Annotated in this window: 21 protein-coding genes and 1 tRNA gene; 6 read left to right on the top strand and 16 right to left on the bottom strand. The window is 65.8% G+C overall.

Features of this window, described 5'->3' with window-relative positions; genetic code table 11:
* Positions 1 to 13: 13 nt before the first annotated feature.
* The 13 genes from U870_RS0111565 to U870_RS0111525 form a co-directional block, all read right to left on the bottom strand.
* Positions 14 to 325 carry a hypothetical protein gene (locus U870_RS0111565; protein ID WP_025157547.1) on the bottom strand — a complete coding sequence of 104 codons (312 nt, stop codon included), beginning with the start codon at positions 323 to 325 and terminating at the stop codon, positions 14 to 16.
* Entirely contained in the window at positions 322 to 801 is a 480-nt protein-coding gene (locus U870_RS0111560; protein ID WP_025157546.1) for a hypothetical protein, read from the bottom strand. The genes U870_RS0111565 and U870_RS0111560 overlap by 4 nt, the downstream gene beginning before the upstream one ends.
* Positions 794 to 1,543 (bottom strand): hypothetical protein, encoded by a 750-nt coding sequence (locus tag U870_RS0111555; protein WP_025157545.1) that lies wholly within the window; start codon positions 1,541 to 1,543, stop codon positions 794 to 796. Before U870_RS0111555 ends, U870_RS0111560 begins: the two co-directional genes overlap by 8 nt.
* Positions 1,544 to 1,903, bottom strand: coding sequence for a hypothetical protein (locus U870_RS0111550; RefSeq protein ID WP_162819139.1), 360 nt, complete (start codon positions 1,901 to 1,903; stop codon positions 1,544 to 1,546).
* Complete coding sequence (locus U870_RS25170; RefSeq protein WP_081815261.1) at positions 1,904 to 2,338, bottom strand: helix-turn-helix domain-containing protein; 435 nt, start codon at positions 2,336 to 2,338, stop codon at positions 1,904 to 1,906.
* Positions 2,331 to 2,801 (bottom strand): hypothetical protein, encoded by a 471-nt coding sequence (locus U870_RS0111545; protein WP_025157543.1) that lies wholly within the window; start codon positions 2,799 to 2,801, stop codon positions 2,331 to 2,333. The genes U870_RS25170 and U870_RS0111545 overlap by 8 nt, the downstream gene beginning before the upstream one ends.
* Positions 2,798 to 3,094, bottom strand: a complete 297-nt coding sequence (locus tag U870_RS0111540) for a hypothetical protein (RefSeq protein WP_025157542.1) — start codon at positions 3,092 to 3,094, stop codon at positions 2,798 to 2,800. The genes U870_RS0111545 and U870_RS0111540 overlap by 4 nt, the downstream gene beginning before the upstream one ends.
* A complete protein-coding gene (locus U870_RS24375; protein ID WP_162819137.1) occupies positions 3,091 to 3,369 on the bottom strand; it encodes a hypothetical protein in 279 nt (92 codons plus the stop codon). Before U870_RS24375 ends, U870_RS0111540 begins: the two co-directional genes overlap by 4 nt.
* 83 nt (positions 3,370 to 3,452) lie before the next feature.
* A complete protein-coding gene (locus U870_RS0111535; protein ID WP_025157541.1) occupies positions 3,453 to 4,562 on the bottom strand; it encodes an AAA family ATPase in 1,110 nt (369 codons plus the stop codon).
* Positions 4,563 to 4,744: 182 nt separating this feature from the next.
* Entirely contained in the window at positions 4,745 to 4,948 is a 204-nt protein-coding gene (locus tag U870_RS24370; RefSeq protein WP_162819136.1) for a hypothetical protein, read from the bottom strand.
* A 400-nt stretch (positions 4,949 to 5,348) separates the two neighbouring features.
* Positions 5,349 to 5,567, bottom strand: a complete 219-nt coding sequence (locus U870_RS25110) for a helix-turn-helix domain-containing protein (RefSeq protein WP_345817874.1) — start codon at positions 5,565 to 5,567, stop codon at positions 5,349 to 5,351.
* 435 nt (positions 5,568 to 6,002) lie between these two features.
* Complete coding sequence (locus U870_RS0111530; RefSeq protein ID WP_025157540.1) at positions 6,003 to 6,404, bottom strand: hypothetical protein; 402 nt, start codon at positions 6,402 to 6,404, stop codon at positions 6,003 to 6,005.
* A 64-nt stretch (positions 6,405 to 6,468) separates the two neighbouring features.
* Positions 6,469 to 7,851: a recombinase family protein gene (locus U870_RS0111525; protein ID WP_081815260.1), complete on the bottom strand. Its 1,383-nt coding sequence runs from the start codon at positions 7,849 to 7,851 to the stop codon at positions 6,469 to 6,471.
* Positions 7,852 to 8,163: 312 nt separating this feature from the next.
* Here U870_RS0111525 and U870_RS0111515 point away from each other — a divergent pair, with 312 nt between their 5' ends.
* Positions 8,164 to 8,877 (top strand): hypothetical protein, encoded by a 714-nt coding sequence (locus tag U870_RS0111515; RefSeq protein WP_025157538.1) that lies wholly within the window; start codon positions 8,164 to 8,166, stop codon positions 8,875 to 8,877.
* 124 nt (positions 8,878 to 9,001) lie between these two features.
* On the opposite strand, the gene nadE is transcribed toward U870_RS0111515, so the two are convergent.
* Positions 9,002 to 9,844: an ammonia-dependent NAD(+) synthetase gene (nadE, locus tag U870_RS0111510; protein ID WP_025157537.1), complete on the bottom strand. Its 843-nt coding sequence runs from the start codon at positions 9,842 to 9,844 to the stop codon at positions 9,002 to 9,004.
* An 81-nt stretch (positions 9,845 to 9,925) separates the two neighbouring features.
* Between nadE and U870_RS0111505 the strand changes: the two genes are divergently transcribed.
* Entirely contained in the window at positions 9,926 to 11,143 is a 1,218-nt protein-coding gene (locus tag U870_RS0111505; RefSeq protein ID WP_025157536.1) for a cation:proton antiporter, read from the top strand.
* A gap of 18 nt (positions 11,144 to 11,161) precedes the next feature.
* Here U870_RS0111505 and U870_RS0111500 read toward each other — a convergent pair whose 3' ends face one another.
* A complete protein-coding gene (locus tag U870_RS0111500) occupies positions 11,162 to 12,016 on the bottom strand; it encodes a LysR substrate-binding domain-containing protein (RefSeq protein WP_025157535.1) in 855 nt (284 codons plus the stop codon).
* 170 nt (positions 12,017 to 12,186) lie between these two features.
* Between U870_RS0111500 and U870_RS0111495 the strand changes: the two genes are divergently transcribed.
* Entirely contained in the window at positions 12,187 to 13,491 is a 1,305-nt protein-coding gene (locus U870_RS0111495) for an MFS transporter (RefSeq protein ID WP_025157534.1), read from the top strand.
* A gap of 253 nt (positions 13,492 to 13,744) precedes the next feature.
* Positions 13,745 to 13,817: transfer RNA gene (locus U870_RS0111490), tRNA-Arg, on the top strand.
* A gap of 90 nt (positions 13,818 to 13,907) precedes the next feature.
* On the opposite strand, the gene U870_RS0111485 is transcribed toward U870_RS0111490, so the two are convergent.
* Positions 13,908 to 14,210 (bottom strand): thioredoxin domain-containing protein, encoded by a 303-nt coding sequence (locus tag U870_RS0111485; RefSeq protein ID WP_043709868.1) that lies wholly within the window; start codon positions 14,208 to 14,210, stop codon positions 13,908 to 13,910.
* A 95-nt stretch (positions 14,211 to 14,305) separates the two neighbouring features.
* Here U870_RS0111485 and U870_RS0111480 point away from each other — a divergent pair, with 95 nt between their 5' ends.
* Positions 14,306 to 15,124 carry an SGNH/GDSL hydrolase family protein gene (locus tag U870_RS0111480; protein ID WP_025157532.1) on the top strand — a complete coding sequence of 273 codons (819 nt, stop codon included), beginning with the start codon at positions 14,306 to 14,308 and terminating at the stop codon, positions 15,122 to 15,124.
* Between the two features lie 10 nt (positions 15,125 to 15,134).
* Positions 15,135 to 15,758, top strand: coding sequence for an oligoribonuclease (gene orn / locus U870_RS0111475; protein ID WP_025157531.1), 624 nt, complete (start codon positions 15,135 to 15,137; stop codon positions 15,756 to 15,758).
* Positions 15,759 to 15,769: the final 11 nt, after the last annotated feature.

Raw genomic sequence — 15,769 nt, 5'->3', positions numbered from 1 at the left:
GTAGTTCTGTGATTTAGGCGAGCGACCAGCCGTCGCGCACGACGTCCTGCCCGAGCAGCTGGCGCTCGAGGATAAGCGCCTCGACTCGCCCCCGATAGACGTTCAGGATTTCGAGGGCCTCTGCGCGGCCGATAGCTTGTGTCAGCGTGTCCGCAAACAGTTCGACCGCACCCTCAAGGAGCAGCATCCGAAACTCTGCGGGATCCTTCTGCTGCGCCGACCACTGCCGCAGCCGATTCGCCTGCGAGCGGTCCGGGTCGTTCACCGACATGATGACCGAATTGAGTAGCTCCGCGATCACCTGATCGGTGGGGATCGCCGTCACTGGTCGCCCGCCACCGCAGCCTGGTACTCGGCGGACGCTTCGACCTCGCTGATGTCGGAATTGGATGCGGCGCTCCCCGCCGAACGGATGATTCCGTCACCCTCAGTGCCCTTGTGATTACCCCGGCCCAGCAGCAGATTCAGTTCGCCGGCCTTCTCAGCCGCGTATGCCTCCTCAGGAGACGCCGACTCCAACCAGTCGAGTTTCGCCAACTGATCCGGCGACATGCCCTGCCGAATCGCAGTGACCATGGTTGAGCCGTGTGCGTTCACCACGGCTTTCATCTGTGCGTACGAATCGAACCCAAACGCTTCAGCGTAGAGACGATCCGGTGTCCCCTTCACGTGGGCTTCCTGTGCGCTCTCGGAGTCCGTCTTGCCACCCATGTACACCGCCAGTTCGCCCGCGTGAAGGGCTTCGTGTATCTGGTCAGGGGTGGCCTTGGCGACCCAACCAGCGCTTCGCTGCTCAACCATTCAGCGCCTCCTCGCGCGTGATCTGCTCGAGCCCGTCACGCTGCATGATCTCGGGCGAGAACGGACTGCTGGGGCTAGTGACAAACAGGGCGCCATCGTGCTTGCGGAAGAACAGGGCGTCGTCCGGGTACCCAGGCAACTCATGGTCGATTTCCTTCAGTTCCGTCTTGAGCACATCAAGATGGCTGGCCCCGTTGAACAGATCCGCCAAGTACCGGTCCGGAAAGATGAGCTGGAATTGGCGCTCGCCAGCCTGAATCGACATGTCGCCGGCCCCATCGCGCCACCCGAGTCCGTGCTCGGAGGCGGGCGGCACTAGGCGGGTTACGTCCAAGAGGGGAACATCCAGATCCTTCATCGACTGGGACCACTTGCGCACGACTGCGTTACGGTCATCGAAGAGCTTGCGGAAGGCGCCCAGGGCAGACTCCACTGCCTCAAATCCCTCCAGAAGGACGTCCCCTGACTTGAGGGAGTAGGCGTCAATCTCTTCACGGAGATCGGCCAACGCGACCTGACGAACCTGCTCGTCGTACTTTCGCTTGTCCGCAGCGACTCGAAGCACCTGCGCCTCAGCGAACTCGATCACAGCCTTCTGATCGATGTAGTCCTGCCATTCGCCTCGACCGTCCACGAAGGCGTTGTGAAGCTGTTCAAGCCGCTCCCGACCTTCATCGAGCGCGACCTGCGCAGCCGCCACATCAGCCGCCGTGACTTTCTCAAACGTCTGTCCCTTTGCCATTTACGCCACCCTCGGGATCCGCAATGCGGCGATCGTGCCGCTATGACCAACCTGAAAATCGACGGACACCGTGCCGTCGTCCTGATACACGCGATTCGACTCGAACGGCCCCAACCACCTGGTCGACGAAGCCGGAACCGAGAACGTCAGATCCGGCCACGCGATCAACCCCAGAACTCGGTCGCTCGCACGAACTGTGACCGTATGCGGGTTGGTGTCGGTGTTCGTCACCTGCAGTACCGTGTTGCTCTTGGCCGGATTCGCCGGCACCTTCATCCCATTCGGCTGATCAATCGAGGTCGACGCGGCCACCACCCCTGTTGGTGCGATCGTCGTCGCCGCAATACTCGTGCGTGCCATTCAGGCCCCTTTCCCATTCAAGAATTGTTCGATCGATGACTCCGGGACGACCCAGACGCGCCCCAATTTCCACCCGAACAAGCGATCCGCGACCAACATGCGCGTGACCGTTCGCTCTGAGAGCCCCATCCGCTCTGCGGCAGCTCGAGTGGAAACTGGGGCGCTTGTCCCCGGTGCATCACCTAATAGAATTTTACTCTCTGGCAGTGTGATATGTCCGTCGACGGACACGTGCTGAGGCGCTGTGGACAGGGCGTCAAGGAGGTCAAGAATGTCGTTACCGCTACCGTTCGTGATTCTCCGGAGATCGCCAACGTCACGTACTGCCAGTGAGCGGATCCACGGCGCGAGGCGAGGCGGTACGAGCACAACGCCATCCCGGCGCAGAAGCACACTCAGCCGGCGCGCGTCAGCCTGGGTTCCCGTCTCATTCATCACCCTCGGTCACCCCTTCCGCCCGCAGCCTCTGGGCGGTCAAGAACGTCGCGGCGTCGTGGTGCCGGGTCACCGCATAGTCCTTGCGGATGCGCGCCCACGAGACGGGATCCAGTCCCAACTTGTTCGCCTCGTTCGCCGCTGTGGTCTTCCATTTGCGCAGCAACTCGAGCGGGCTCGTCTGACCCTTATCGCTGCGGGCCGCCTCCTCGTCCGTCATGCCACCGACCCACGACTCAATGCGCATCACACGAGCCTCGGTCTGGCAGTACGACAGCAAACGCTTGGCGAAGCGCGGCGATTGGAGGTATGCCGAGTCGGGGTCGGTCAGGATCGTTTCGCGTAGTTCGGCCGCCAACGGCTCAATGACTGAGGGCGTGAACGCGCCGTGGGTCTGCGCAAGCTTATTTCCTGGTTCGAACGGAGGTCGCTGCCAGTCCTTCTTCTCCGGGAGCGGGTTCACAGGGAATCGCCCTCCTCCTCGATCCGCCTCAGCGTCGACAGCGTGGTGCGGGTGTTGAAGACCTCCAGCGCCTTTTCACGGCTGCCGAAATGCAGCACGGCGAGCTTCGCGTACTCGCGCACGAAGTGCATGGCCGCGAAAAGCAAAATGTCCTCAGCGTTGCCGGCCGGCTTCGCTTGCGCGTAGATCTCGAGCATTGCGGGGCACTGCGGGTCTGCGATCGCATTGGCGATCTGGCCATCGACCATCTGCAAGAGGTTGTCCATGGCTCCGGGTCCGAAGTCGTCGATCATGCTGCGTCCATTCCATATTTGGCGCGCCAGGCGTCGCGGTTCTGTCGTGTATCAATCCCCCGCACAACGGCGGCCACGGTGGCCTTTTCGCAACCGCAGAATGCTGCGTGGTAATACCGGGCGGCATCTGCTTCGGCTTGCACGAGCTGGCGGGCCTGCGCTGCAGAGTCGACCGCAATGCGTTCCCAATGCGGTCGGTGGTCCTCCAGTGCCGCGGTATATCCGGCAGCCCAGATGACGGCTTCGTCCGGTGTGAGCGATTCGAAATCAACCACGATGCACCTCCATGAACGGTCGTGCACTCAAATGGTCGTGGCGGTCATTCCCCCTCTTAGGGGAGACCGTTTCCCACGACCGTTCATTTGATACGGATGTACGGGTCACGTATGCTGTCTCCCTTCGTGATCAGGCCCAGATCCAGAGCCACGGTCCTCAATGCCTGGTATCGCCCCTTGTTCGATGAGAGGCCCCACTTGCCCTGAAGCTCGGTACTTGTGTAGCCGTTGCCTGGAACCATCAGTTGCACGAGACGGTGCACCTCCGCGTCGTGATCAACCTGCTCCTGCTTTGTCATTTCAGTGAGCACGACGTGAGGACCGGACGTACGGAGACAGAGCCCCGGGATGGTGATCGAGGCGGCGTCGCGCTGCTTTCCACCCTTGGACGTCGCAGTCGTGATTACGAACTCATCTGAGCTGCCGAGCATCATGACCAGTGAGTCGCTGTCGTTGCGGAATGCGCTAGCGCCCCGCGACTTAGTCGACTTGCGCCCGCGACTGTCAACGTTCTCCGTGACGTGGTGAAGAAGAACGCCGGTCGCCTGTGGTGCCGACTGAACCTCCTTGCGGAAAGCTTTGATGAACGCGGAGACTTCGGTGTTGTCGTTCTCGTTCTTCAGGGGAACGTTGGCTGCAACCGTGTCGACGACGATCATTTGATACCGCTGCTCCCGCTGAAGCCGGCCGAGGCTCTGAAGGGTTGCAGCGTTGAGACTGACGCCACTTAGAAAATCGACGCCAGTCACGGTGCCGTAGGTAACCCCGCGAGCCATTTCCCATGCCCGCAAACGCTGCTCCATCGCGGCGATGCCTTCCCCAGCGATGAAGAGCGTTCGGCCCTGTCGCACCTCACGCCCTAGGAATGGCAAACCGGTGGCCGCGCACGCAGCCACATCGATCATGAGCGCTGATTTGCCGAGTCCTCCGGTTGCAGCAATAGTGGCGATAGTTTCCGTGTAGATGAGGCCCGGCACAATCGGCTGTGGTGGCGTCATACGGGCAACGTCTCGCCGCGTGAGTACGTTGAGGGGCGACGCCGGTTCCAGCTCGTCCGCCCGACGCTGAGCGGCCCTCCTCAATCGAATCTCTTCAGCCATTACATCAACGCGGCGCGCCCGCTCTTCCTCCTTCTCGCGGGCGTGCATGTCGGTCAGTGGGTCAAATTCTCGCAAATCATCGGGGACCATCATCTGGCCGCTCCGAGGCGGTTGATTTCAACCAAGTGATGTACTTCTCTCTCTCAGTCGCATTAACGCGAGAGACCGCTCCGGAGAGCGGTCTGAGTGAAGCAGGAGACACGGATCTGACCTAGAATAGAATCAGGTCAAAGCTCCCACGCGGAGTTTTTGGAAGGCCCGGCAGAGATTCCCGTCTAGCGCCGGGCCTTTGTTTCGTTCTGATGCTCAATTTCTTGCCAGCGTTCGATTGCCGCTTTGTTCAGGCGAGCCGTCTGGGGATGATCTTCACCGGGAGCCCTTTCCCAGGACGCATCAGCCACGACGCACCAGTGGGCAAGCGCCGCCAACATAGCGGCAGCCGACACGACGATCGAGATACCGTCTGCCCGTTTTGCCACTGATGCTTCCTCCCATCCGATGGCGCAGTGAAACGTTGGCAACCACCTGCGCTTCCTCCTGGAGCGGCCTTCTGTGAATGCGATTGCCTCGAGGACGCATTTGGTGTCCTCAGACATGTAGATCACTCGCGGGATGAGATGGCGGCTACTCGCGTACTTTGAGGCAAAGGTGACCTCCCACGGCAGCAACGCCGCGGCTTGTTCGCCGGTCGGGTCGCCGTAAGTTGGTGGGGGCCGGTGCGCGTCAACCAAGGTTGAATCGCTGTCAAACCCCTTCCCTGGACCGTCAGCCCAGCGTGTCACCGGGGCGGCCTCACAGGCCCAAAGCCGCCGAATGCGGCGCGGATCACATCACGCTGCGCATCAGTGAACTCAGGCGGTTTCGGCATCTGCACACGGATCATGCTGCTGACCCCTTCTCGACCGGCGAATTGGCGTTATCGAGACTCTGTAGGTTGACGCGAATTAGGCGTGGCCCAAACCTGACTGCCTCGATCAGCCCAGCGTCGATGTACCGCCTGATCGTGCGGGTACTCACGTCGCGCATGACCGCCGCGTCAGCGATCGTTCCCCAACTGTGGTCAAACACTCCTGCCTCCTTAAACACGAAAGGCGTCATCTGCTCAGCCAGATGACGCCTTTAAATGCGAAAAGCCCCGGGGCGGTGTGCTCCGGGGCTAGGTGGTCAACAGGACGTCAAGTTCCGCAAAGTTCGGCGGAGTCGCACCCTGTCATTATGAGGGCTAAAAGAAAAAGCGCCCACGAACTGTGGGCGCACTTGTACTGCGTGTTATCAATCTAGCAGGCGCCGCCGACATTCGCGCGTCGGCGTGTCGACTTAGAAAAAGCGCCCACGCGTTGTGGGCGCACTAATGCCGAGCGATGCCATTCTACGGCCTCCCACCGACACCTGCACCGTGGGTGTGTCGCACTTCGGGCACGTACGAGGAACGACACGATTGAACGCACCGACGGTGCAGGTGTTCCGATCCGAACACCTGCACCGTGGGTGTGACCGTCTCGTGTCGCAGCAACATGGGGACGGTCGGCATAATCAGCGTGCCACTACCTCGCGAATGATCTGCTCAAGACGCTCAGCCTGCTCCCGCATCAGCGCGGGAAGGCCCTCGTACACTGCCGCCAAGGCACGGAGCGACTCCGGTGTGAGGTCTTCGTAGTTGCCTGCGAGCCAGACCTGTCCGAGGGGAGCGGCCGAGCCATTTCGTACGATGTCGATTACGATCTCTCCACTGTCGAACTCGACGTCGCCAGTGTGATGCGCCCACTCGGCCGGGTCTACACCCGGCTCGTGGTAGCTGCCGTCGCATCCGGGGAAGTCGCAGGGAGTGGACTTAGCGGCCGCGTACTCCCTGCGCATCGTCGCGAGGTGGGCATCGAGATCCGAGTCTTCGCGGATGTCGGCGGCAGCGGGTCGGGTAGCCTTCTTGGAGTTCATATTCCTTGTCCTTACCTTGGCGTTGATCTGGTCCCGTCCCGTTGACCCGGCGACGGGACCAACTTCAGGACTTCCACGAAATATGGACGTCCTCCGGGCGGAAGGCGTTAGCCCCACCACGCTTAGTCGGCATCAAAACCACATCCAACAGAGCAGCAACAACACGTCGCTTGTTCTGAATAGAAACGTGGTGGCGCCAAAAGTCCTCTACGTCAGCCGCACCGACAAGCTCGCCAAGTAACGACCCGCCCTGCATCGCACTCAACCGCGCCTGCAACTCCTCAAGCCGCCGATTCAACTTCTCCCGCTGCGTCCTCACTCCCACCGAGGTCAGCACACCCTCCGCGTAGAGCTCCGCAAGTCCGTCAATGCGCTGTCGAATATCTCGCGACTCGGACGCGAGCGCTGCCGCATCCTCGCTAGGCGTCAACAGGCGGCGAGCGTCAGGGCTGCTGAGGCGATCAACGACCACCGATTCAACCAGTTCATCAACCTTTGCCAGGTTGCGTCGCAGATCATGGTTCTCGCACACGTAAACCGGGGGATGCGATGCCCGCCCGTGGTTGTAGTCGCGGACCACCCGAATGCGACCGCCACACTTGCCACACCGGTAAACGTTCGTGCCCAGATACTTGACAGCGCGCGACCAGTCCTGCGTCTGGCTCCTGCTCGCAATCGACGATTGAAGCCGCTCCCACGTCTCGCGATCGATGATCGGCTCCCAGATGCCCTGCTCAGAGGCCACCTCACCCCGATAGGTACGAATGCCGGCCAGCGCAGGCTTAGTCATCCTTAACCGTAGGTTCTGGTAGCTGAACGGCTTTCCATTGTTCGCGAGAATCCCGCGCTTCTTGAAGTCGGCGGCAATTCCGTACCAAGACTCCCCCGCGACGTAGCGGCCAACCGCTTCACGGATCACAGCGGCCTCCTCGGGCACGATACGAATCTCACCTCCCGCACGCTCATAGCCGTACGGTCTGGTCGAAAACTGCCATTCGCCGCGGTTAGCTCGCTGTACGTTTGCAGCGACCTGACGCGCGCCCTTCTGCTCGACCTCATACCGGGCCGCAGCGCCCAACATCTGCGCCATCATCCGCCCAGCCGGACTTCCCAGATCGATTGTCCCGGCACGTACCGTCAGGATCTTCACGGAATTCTTCTCGGCAAGCTCCACAAGCTCGACTAGGTCCCGCAACCGCCGATACAGACGATCGACATGCCACACAATGACGGTGTCAATCTCGCCATCACGGATCGACCGCATCAATCGCTGAAACTCAGGCCTAACACCTTTCGTGGCCGAGACGTCATTGTCGACGTACTCTCGAACGACCGTGAGCTGATTCCGCTGAGCCAAGAATCGGCAATCATCGAGCTGACGTGAGACGGCAGTCCCCTCACCGGACCGGTCAAGAGACTGTCTCGCGTAGATCGCTGCACTGCTCATGGCGAAATAGTAGTCACAACACCACCGTGCCCTCCGCGGTGACCACGTGCCGCGGTCGTCCGGCGACGATCCCCCGCACTGTGACGGTCGCTTCCATCCCTACTCCTCCCCGCGTCCGCCGGATGCGGTCCGCACGTCCAGCCTGGTCGCCCACCCGCCGTGGCGCGGCCGCGTCTCCGGATCTGTGCACGCCGGCCCGGTTCGCCGCCCTGGGGAGGGATCCGTGTGCATCACAGGTCGGCCCACGTGCGGATGTGCGACACAGCGCGGCGGCTGCGCTCCGCACGCCGCCCCCGCGGTTACCATCGGCGCATGCAGTGGTGGAATGACTTCGTCGATTGGCTCCTCGCACCGGCCACGCGCCCGGTGATCTTCTCTGGCGCGGTCCTCGCCGTCGCCGTCATCGTGTCCGGCCTCCTCGCGGCGTGGATCGCGCGCGGCGCCCTGCGGGGCCTGCTGTCGCGCACCGACCGCCAGCAGAAGGCCTCCGCGATCGCGGCGCTCGTCGATGCCGCGACCGAGGCCTCCGTCTGGAACTCCCTCACCCCGGCTGAGCAGGTCCTCTCGGACCGCGCCGTCGGTCAGGCCGACATCCTGGTGCGCCTGCTGCCCATCAAGGGCTCCGGGGTCGCCGCCAATTGGGCCGGCCACCAGCTCGCCGAGATGAAGCGGGCATCGGCCACCTTCGGCTACCAACTCGACCCGGCGGTGGCGGAGTTCCGCGACCGCCTCATCGAGTGGCAGAACAAGCCGGGCCGCGCCCGCAAGATCTTCCAGAGCGACCTCGAGCGCTGGCGGTTCGAGAACACCGACACCGACCGCAGCCTGATCCAGCAGCAGGACGCCTGGGTCGCCCAGCAGCACCACGACCAGTACGCGGCCCCTGCCGGCTCCGCGGCCGCCGCTCCGGCAGCGACGGAGCGACCGGTCGCCGACAGCGGCCCGCTCGGCATCCTGACCACTCCCGCCGGCTCCGGCGAGAGCTCGGACACCGCACCGACCACGCGCTTGGGCCAGCCGGTCTGAGCCTCGCGGACGCGTCACCACCCGAACGGGAAGGGGGCGCCGGCTTCGCGCCGGCGCCCCCTTCTCGCGTTTCGCGTGGCTCGTCGCCCGCCCGAGGCCGGGAGCCGGCAGAGCGGACGCGATCTCAGACGCTGTAGTCGCCGCGTCCCTGCCACCACGTGTCGAACATGCTGGCGGGCACGCGACGCTTGTGCTCCGTCGCCAGATAGCGCGCCTCGATCGCCGCCGCATCCTCGGCCGCCACGTCTTGTCCCTCCAGGAAGGCGTCGATGATCGCGTAGCTGAGCCCGAGGTTGTCCTCGTCCGTCTGTCCGGGGTCGTGATCGAGCAGATCCGCCGTCGGCGCCTTCTCGTAGAGCCGTGCGGGTGCCTCCAGCTGCTGCAGCAGAGCCTTGCCCTGCCGCTTCGTCAGACCGGTCAGCGGGAGCACGTCCGTGCCGCCGTCACCGTACTTGGTGAAGAACCCGGTCACGGCCTCGGCGGCATGGTCGGTGCCGACCACCAGCAGCCGCCGCTGACCAGCGATGGCGTACTGCGCCACCATCCGCACGCGCGCCTTCACATTGCCCTTGGTGAAATCGGTCATCGCGTCGCCGACAGCGTCCGCGTACTCGTCCTGCACACCGTCGGTGCCCCGCTGGATGTTGAACGTCACCACGCGCTGCGGGCGGATGAACGAGAGCGCGAGCTGGGCGTCGTCCTCATCGTGCTGCACGGCGTAGGGCAGCCGCACCGCGATGAACTCGGCCGCGGTGCCGCGCTCGCCGAGCCGCTCGACGGCCAGCTGGCAGAGCCGCCCGGCCAGGGAGGAGTCCTGCCCGCCGCTGATGCCCAGGACGAAGCCGGCGGCGCCGGTGACGGCGAGGTAGCGGGTGAGGAAGTCGACCCGCTTCTCCACTTCGGCGGCGGGGTCGATGGTGGGGCTGACGTTGAGTTCGTCGATGATCCGTGCCTGCAGTTCGCGCATGCCCCCACGATATCCCCGGCGCGTTTCGGTCGTGTGAACGCCCCCTTCCAGAGCCGTGCACCCGGCGGCTAGCATCGGCCCATGTCCCCCGACGTCGCCACCATCGTCCTCGTCCCGCTGCTGGCGGTGGCGGCGCCGATCCTGGCGCGACTCGTCGGCCGAGTGGCCGCCATCCCCCTCGTCGTGTTCGAGATCGTGCTCGGCCTCCTGGTCGGCCCGAGCGTTCTCGGCTGGGTGCCGACGAGCGGCGCTCTCGACGCCGTGTCCAACTTCGGACTCGCCTTCCTCTTCTTCATGGCGGGCAACGAGATCGACTTCGCGGCGATCGCGGGCCGACCGCTGCGGCGCGCCTCCCTGGGCTGGATCATCTCCCTGGTCGCGGGCGTGCTGATCGCGTTCGCACTCTCCCCCTCGTTCGTCACCGCCGTCTACGTCGGGATCGCCCTCACCTCCACCGCCCTCGGCACCCTCATGCCGGTCCTGCGGGACGCCGGCGAGCTGCGTACCCCGTTCGGCCGGGCCGTGACGGCCGTGGGCGCCATCGGCGAGTTCGGGCCCCTTCTGGCGATCTCGCTGTTCCTCAGCGGGCGCAGGCCGCTCGGCGCCGCGATCGTGCTGATCGGCTTCGCGATCATCGCCGGGGCCGCCATCTGGTTCGCGTCCCGCGGTGCGCACCGCGGCTTCCACCGCCTGGTGCGCGCGACCCTGCACACCAGCGGCCAGTTCGCCGTGCGTTTCGTCGTCCTGGTGATCGCCGCCCTGGTGGGGCTCAGCCTGGCCCTCGGCTTGGACATGCTGCTCGGGGCGTTCGCGGCCGGGGTGATCTGCCGCGTGCTGCTGGCCGGCGCCGACGAAGAGGACGCCCACCTGATCGAGGGCAAGCTCGAGGCGGTCGCCTTCGGCGTGCTCGTGCCGGTGTTCTTCATCAGCACCGGGATCGGGTTCGATCTGAAGGCGCTCGTCACCGATCCGCACGCCCTCCTGCTGCTGCCGATCTTCCTCGTCCTGCTGCTGGTGGTCCGTGGGCTGCCCGGCTCGCTCGCCGCTCCTCCCGGGTCCACGTTCGCCGATCGCGCGTCGCTCACTCTGTTCAGCGCCACCGGTCTGCCGATCATCGTCGCCGTCACCTCCATCGGCGTCGCCGCCGGAGACGTCAGCAGCGGCACCGCGACGGCGCTCGTCGGCGCCGGGATGCTCTCCGTCCTGCTCTTCCCTCTGCTGGCGCTCGTGCTGCGCAAGCGCTCGTCCGACGGCGGACGCCGCCCCGCGGATCCCGACCAGGTCCCGATCGTCGGCTGACCCGCACGGAATCGCGACCTACGGGACGCGGGTCACGGCCCGTGCCAGGATCGCGGTCGTCAGGGCCTCGATGGGCTCGGTCGGCGCCGCCGGGTTCGACAGCAGGGTGAAGTCCACGTGCCCCAGCTCCGGCAGCGCGAACCGGTTCGTGACCTTCACCAGATCGGTCGGGATGAGCGAGCGCGGGAAGACGGCGACGCCGATCCCTGCCCGCACCGCCGCGAGCACACCGTTGACCTCGCGCGTGTTGCAGGTGATCCGCCAGGTGCGGCCCGCCTCCTCCAGAGCATCGATCGCGATCTGGCGGCTGAGGCTGGTGCCCTGGTAGGCGATCAGCGGCAACGGTTGGGCCGGATCGAACGCGCTCTTCTCCTGCCCCATCCACACCAGTTCGTCGGTGGCCACCACCGTGCCCTCCGTCGTGCCGGGGTTCTGCTTGATGAAGATGAGGTCGAGGTGGCCCGCCTTCAGCCGCCGGTGCAGCGGCCCGGACTGATCGACCGTGAGCTCGAGATTGATCTGCGGATGCTGCTGCCGGAAGTGGCGCAGGATGCGCGGCAGCGTCGTGATCGCCAGGTCGTCCGCGGCCCCGAAGCGCAGCCGGCCCCGCATCGCCGACCCGCTGAAGTAGCGGTCCGCCTCGGCATGCGCCGCAAGGATCGTCCGCGCGAAGCCGGCCATCGCGTCGCCGTTGTCGGTCAGGCGCACCTCACGGGTGTCCCGGGCGACGAGCTGTCGTTTGGCGGCCTCCTCCAGCCGTCGCACATGCTGGCTGACGGTCGGCTGGCTGATGCCGAGGCGGCCCGCGGCGCGCGTGAAACTGCGGGTGTCGGCCACGGCGAGGAAGGTGCGGAGCAGCACGGGATCGAACATCGCCCATCCATTCGGAAAGTCAATAGGAGTTATAGCTTCGATTGCACCAAACAATACCCCGACCCGACGTATGGTCGAAGGAGCCCGCAGATACGGAACCAGACCCACTCGATACACACGCAAGGACACACGTGGCGACCCCCACAGCAGCAGCCCCGCCCACCGGCCCCATGCCCGTGCTCAGCACGCGACCCCCGTGGCGGGAGACCTTCGTCTCGCTCCGCGTCCGCAACTACCGCATCTTCGCCGCGAGCAACCTCGTCGCCAACACCGCCGTCTGGATGCAGCGCATCGCGATGGACTGGCTCGTGCTCCAGCTCTCGGGCAGCGTCGCGGCCGTCGGCATCACCGTCTTCATGCAGTTCACGCCGATGCTCGTCCTCGGCCTCTACGGCGGCGTGCTCACCGACCGCTACTCCAAGCAGCGGCTGCTGATCATCACCCAGTCGGCGGCCTCCGCCCTCGCCGCGGCACTGGCCATCCTGACCCTCACCGGCAGCGTGCAGGTGTGGCACGTCTACCTGATCTCGTTCCTGCTGGGTCTGGTGACCGTCGTCGACAACCCCGCGCGCCAGGTCTTCGTCAACGAGCTCGTCGGTCCGACCTACCTGCGCAACGCGATCAGCCTGAACTCGTCGATCTTCCAGCTCGGCGGCCTCATCGGCCCGGCCGCCGCCGGCCTGCTCATCACCGCAGTCGGCGGAGGCTGGTCGTTCGTCATCAACGCCGCCGCCTGCCTCGCCGTCGTCGGAGCGCTCTGCACCCTGCGCACCGATCAGCTGCACCACTCTCCCCCGGCTCCCCGCACCAAGGGGCAGCTGACCGAGGGGATGCGCTACGTGCGTCGCAAGCCGGTCATCTTCTGGACCATCGTGATGGTCGCCGTCACCGCCGTCTTCGCGTTCAACATGCCGGTCTTCCTGGCCGCCTTCGCGAACGACGTCTACCGGGTCGGAGCCCAGGGCTACGGCCTCTTCAACGCCCTCGTCGCCGCCGGCGCCCTGGCCGGTGCGCTCGCCTCCACCCGGCGCACGAGCGTCCGCCTCTCGATGGTCGTCGGCACCGCCGCAGCGCTCGGCATCGTGCAGACCCTCGCAGGCCTGGCCCCGGCCGAGATCGCGTTCAGCATCCTCCTCGTCGGCATCGGCGTCGGCAACCTGCTCTTCATCACCGCCGCGAACTCGCTGGTGCAGATGTCGTCCAACGTGCAGATCCGCGGCCGCGTCATCTCCCTCTACATCCTCGTGCTGCTGGGCGGCCAGGCGATCGGCGGACCCGTCATGGGCTGGCTCGTCGAGGCGATCGGCCCCCACAGCGCCATGATGATCTCCGGCATCGTCCCCGCCGTCGCGGCCGTCATCGTCGGCGTGCTCATCGCCCGCCAGGCGAGCCTCCGACTCCGCTTCGGCCTCCGCGGCCGCCGCCCGGTCATCGCGATCGTCACCCGCGCGGGCAAGAGCGGCGCAACCCTGTAGCGGCCGCGGTGCGGCGCGGCGCGGCACCGCTCTCGGTGCGAGCGCTACGTCTCGGGACGTCCGCTGCGCGGCGCCGCACCGCGCACGTCCCAAACAAGGGCGCTCATCGCCGCACCGGCGTGTCGCCGCTGAGACGCCGCGACACGCCCTTTTTCGCGACCGCTCACGTCCCCCCAGGGCGCGTCGCGCCCACTCACGGCGCTCGGCGGCGGTCGGCGGGGAGGGAGGGCACCTGCGGTATCGTTGACGTCGCGCCCCCGTAGCTCAGCGGATAGAGCAGGAGCCTTCTAATCTCTTGGTCGCAGGTTCGATTCCTGCCGGGGGCACCCGCGTGCCACAGCGGTAGTGCACCAGCGACCCTGTGCCACAGCGACCGCGAGCCACAACGGCCACGCCGGATACCGGCGAACCGCCCGCTAGACCGCCTTCGCCGCCGCGACGAGCACCTGCTGCAGCGTCGGCACGCCCTCCGCCCGGAAGACCTCGTGGCCGTCCGCGCCGGTGACGATGACCGTCGGGGTGGAGCGGATCCCGTCGCGCTCCGCGCGGTCGAGGGCGCGGGTCACGTCCAGTTCGGTCACGGTGATCGCCGGGACCAGGCGCACGGCCTCGGCGAGCACGGCGCGGGTCTGCATGCAGGGCTCGCAGAACGCCGAGGTGTACAGCGTGAGGGCGATGCCTCCCGTGACATCCCGGGTAACGGACGGTGACGGATCCACGCTGTCAGTGTACGTCCGGCGAACTCGGGACGACGATCCGGCCACCGTCGGCGCGATGTCACCCGCAGGTCACCCGCGGCGCTCAGAATCGCCCCGTGAGCCGGTCCAGCTTCTCTCGGTACGTCGCCCTCGGAGACTCGATCACCGAAGGGCTCTGCGACGCGACACCGAACAGGCACGGCGCGTGGCTGGGCTGGGCCGACCGGCTGGCGGGCATCCTCGACGGGGACGCGCGGCTCGCGGGCCGCAGCCTCGAGTTCGCGAACCTCGCCGTGCGCGGCCGCCGCATCTCCGACGTGGTCGACGACCAGGTCCCGCACGCGGTCGCCATGAAGCCCGACCTCGTGTCGGTGCTCATCGGCGGCAACGACCTGATGAGCCCCACGGCCGACCCCGACGCACTCGCCGCCGAACTCGAGAGCGGGATCCGCGCCCTCCGTGCCGCCGGATCGTCCGTGCTGCTCGCCAACCTCTTCGACCCGCAGTTCGCGTTCTTCCTCAAACCGTTCCGGGGGCGCGCGGCCGTGTTCAACGCCAACATCTGGAGCATCGCGCGCGACCAGCAGGCCACCGTGCTCGATGTGTGGGGCGTGCGAGAGTTCCGGGAGGCCGGGATGTGGGCGTCCGACCGGGTCCACCTCAGCTCCCGCGGCCACCGTGTCCTCGCCGGCCTGGCGGCGCACACCCTCGGCATCCCGTACACCGAGACGACCCCGCTGTTCGGCGAGGCGGCCTCCCCCGCCGACACACCCCCCGAGGCCGCGCCCGACGAGATCCCGTTCCGCACCTGGCTGCGGGTGTACGCGATCCCGTGGGCCGGGCGGCGGCTGCGTCACATCTCGGCCGGTGACGGGATGGACCCCAAGCATCCCGTGCCCCAGCCCGTGCCGCGGGTGGTCGGAGGGCCGCACTAGACTCGAAGGCATGTCTAACTCCTCGGATCGACTGGTCTGGATCGACTGCGAGATGACCGGACTCGACCTCGAGGTCGACGAGCTGGTCGAGATCGCCGTGGTCATCACCGACTTCGAGCTGAACGTGCTCGACCCCGGACTCAGCATCGTGATCAAGCCCGACGCGTCCGCGTTCGAGAACATGAACGACTTCGTGCGTGACATGCACACCACCTCGGGACTCATCGAGGAGATCCCGGACGGCAAGAGCCTGGGCGAGGCCGAATACGAGGTGCTCGAATACGTCCTGAAGTTCGTGCCCAACGCTCGCTCGGCGCCGCTCGCCGGGAACACCATCGGCACCGACCGCATGTTCCTCGCCAAGTACATGCCCCGCCTCGACAACCACCTGCACTACCGCAACGTGGACGTCTCGTCGATCAAGGAGCTCGCCCGCCGCTGGTTCCCCCGCGTCTACTTCAACGCCCCCGGCAAGAACGGCGGACACCGCGCACTCGCCGACATCCTGGAGTCCATCCGCGAGCTCGACTACTACCGTTCCGCCGCCTTCGTGAGCGACCCGGGACCCACCACCGAGCAGGTCCAGGAGGTCTCGGCGGCCGTAGTGGAAAAATGGGCGCCGCGGATGTACTAGAATCGATGAGT

The sequence above is a fragment of the Leifsonia aquatica H1aii genome (assembly GCF_000633535.1).
Classification (GTDB): Bacteria; Actinomycetota; Actinomycetes; order Actinomycetales; family Microbacteriaceae; genus Leifsonia; species Leifsonia aquatica_A.
The sequence above is the reverse complement of the archived record's forward strand: the minus strand, read 5'-3'. Positions and strand labels throughout refer to the sequence as shown.

Excerpts from the sequence above, each read along its gene's own strand:
- U870_RS25110 (WP_345817874.1), bottom strand. The coding sequence starts at position 5,567 with ATGACGCCTTTCGTGTTTAAGGAGGCAGGAGTGTTTGACCACAGTTGG.
- U870_RS0111560 (WP_025157546.1), bottom strand. The coding sequence starts at position 801 with ATGGTTGAGCAGCGAAGCGCTGGTTGGGTCGCCAAGGCCACCCCTGAC.
- nadE (WP_025157537.1), bottom strand. The coding sequence starts at position 9,844 with ATGCGCGAACTGCAGGCACGGATCATCGACGAACTCAACGTCAGCCCC.
- U870_RS0111495 (WP_025157534.1), top strand. The coding sequence starts at position 12,187 with ATGCCCGTGCTCAGCACGCGACCCCCGTGGCGGGAGACCTTCGTCTCG.
- U870_RS0111515 (WP_025157538.1), top strand. The coding sequence starts at position 8,164 with ATGCAGTGGTGGAATGACTTCGTCGATTGGCTCCTCGCACCGGCCACG.
- U870_RS0111555 (WP_025157545.1), bottom strand. The coding sequence starts at position 1,543 with ATGGCAAAGGGACAGACGTTTGAGAAAGTCACGGCGGCTGATGTGGCG.
- U870_RS0111540 (WP_025157542.1), bottom strand. The coding sequence starts at position 3,094 with ATGATCGACGACTTCGGACCCGGAGCCATGGACAACCTCTTGCAGATG.
- U870_RS0111535 (WP_025157541.1), bottom strand. The coding sequence starts at position 4,562 with ATGATGGTCCCCGATGATTTGCGAGAATTTGACCCACTGACCGACATG.
- U870_RS25170 (WP_081815261.1), bottom strand. The coding sequence starts at position 2,338 with ATGAATGAGACGGGAACCCAGGCTGACGCGCGCCGGCTGAGTGTGCTT.
- U870_RS0111500 (WP_025157535.1), bottom strand. The coding sequence starts at position 12,016 with ATGTTCGATCCCGTGCTGCTCCGCACCTTCCTCGCCGTGGCCGACACC.
- orn (WP_025157531.1), top strand. The coding sequence starts at position 15,135 with ATGTCTAACTCCTCGGATCGACTGGTCTGGATCGACTGCGAGATGACC.
- U870_RS0111550 (WP_162819139.1), bottom strand. The coding sequence starts at position 1,903 with ATGGCACGCACGAGTATTGCGGCGACGACGATCGCACCAACAGGGGTG.
- U870_RS0111530 (WP_025157540.1), bottom strand. The coding sequence starts at position 6,404 with ATGAACTCCAAGAAGGCTACCCGACCCGCTGCCGCCGACATCCGCGAA.
- U870_RS0111525 (WP_081815260.1), bottom strand. The coding sequence starts at position 7,851 with ATGAGCAGTGCAGCGATCTACGCGAGACAGTCTCTTGACCGGTCCGGT.
- U870_RS0111505 (WP_025157536.1), top strand. The coding sequence starts at position 9,926 with ATGTCCCCCGACGTCGCCACCATCGTCCTCGTCCCGCTGCTGGCGGTG.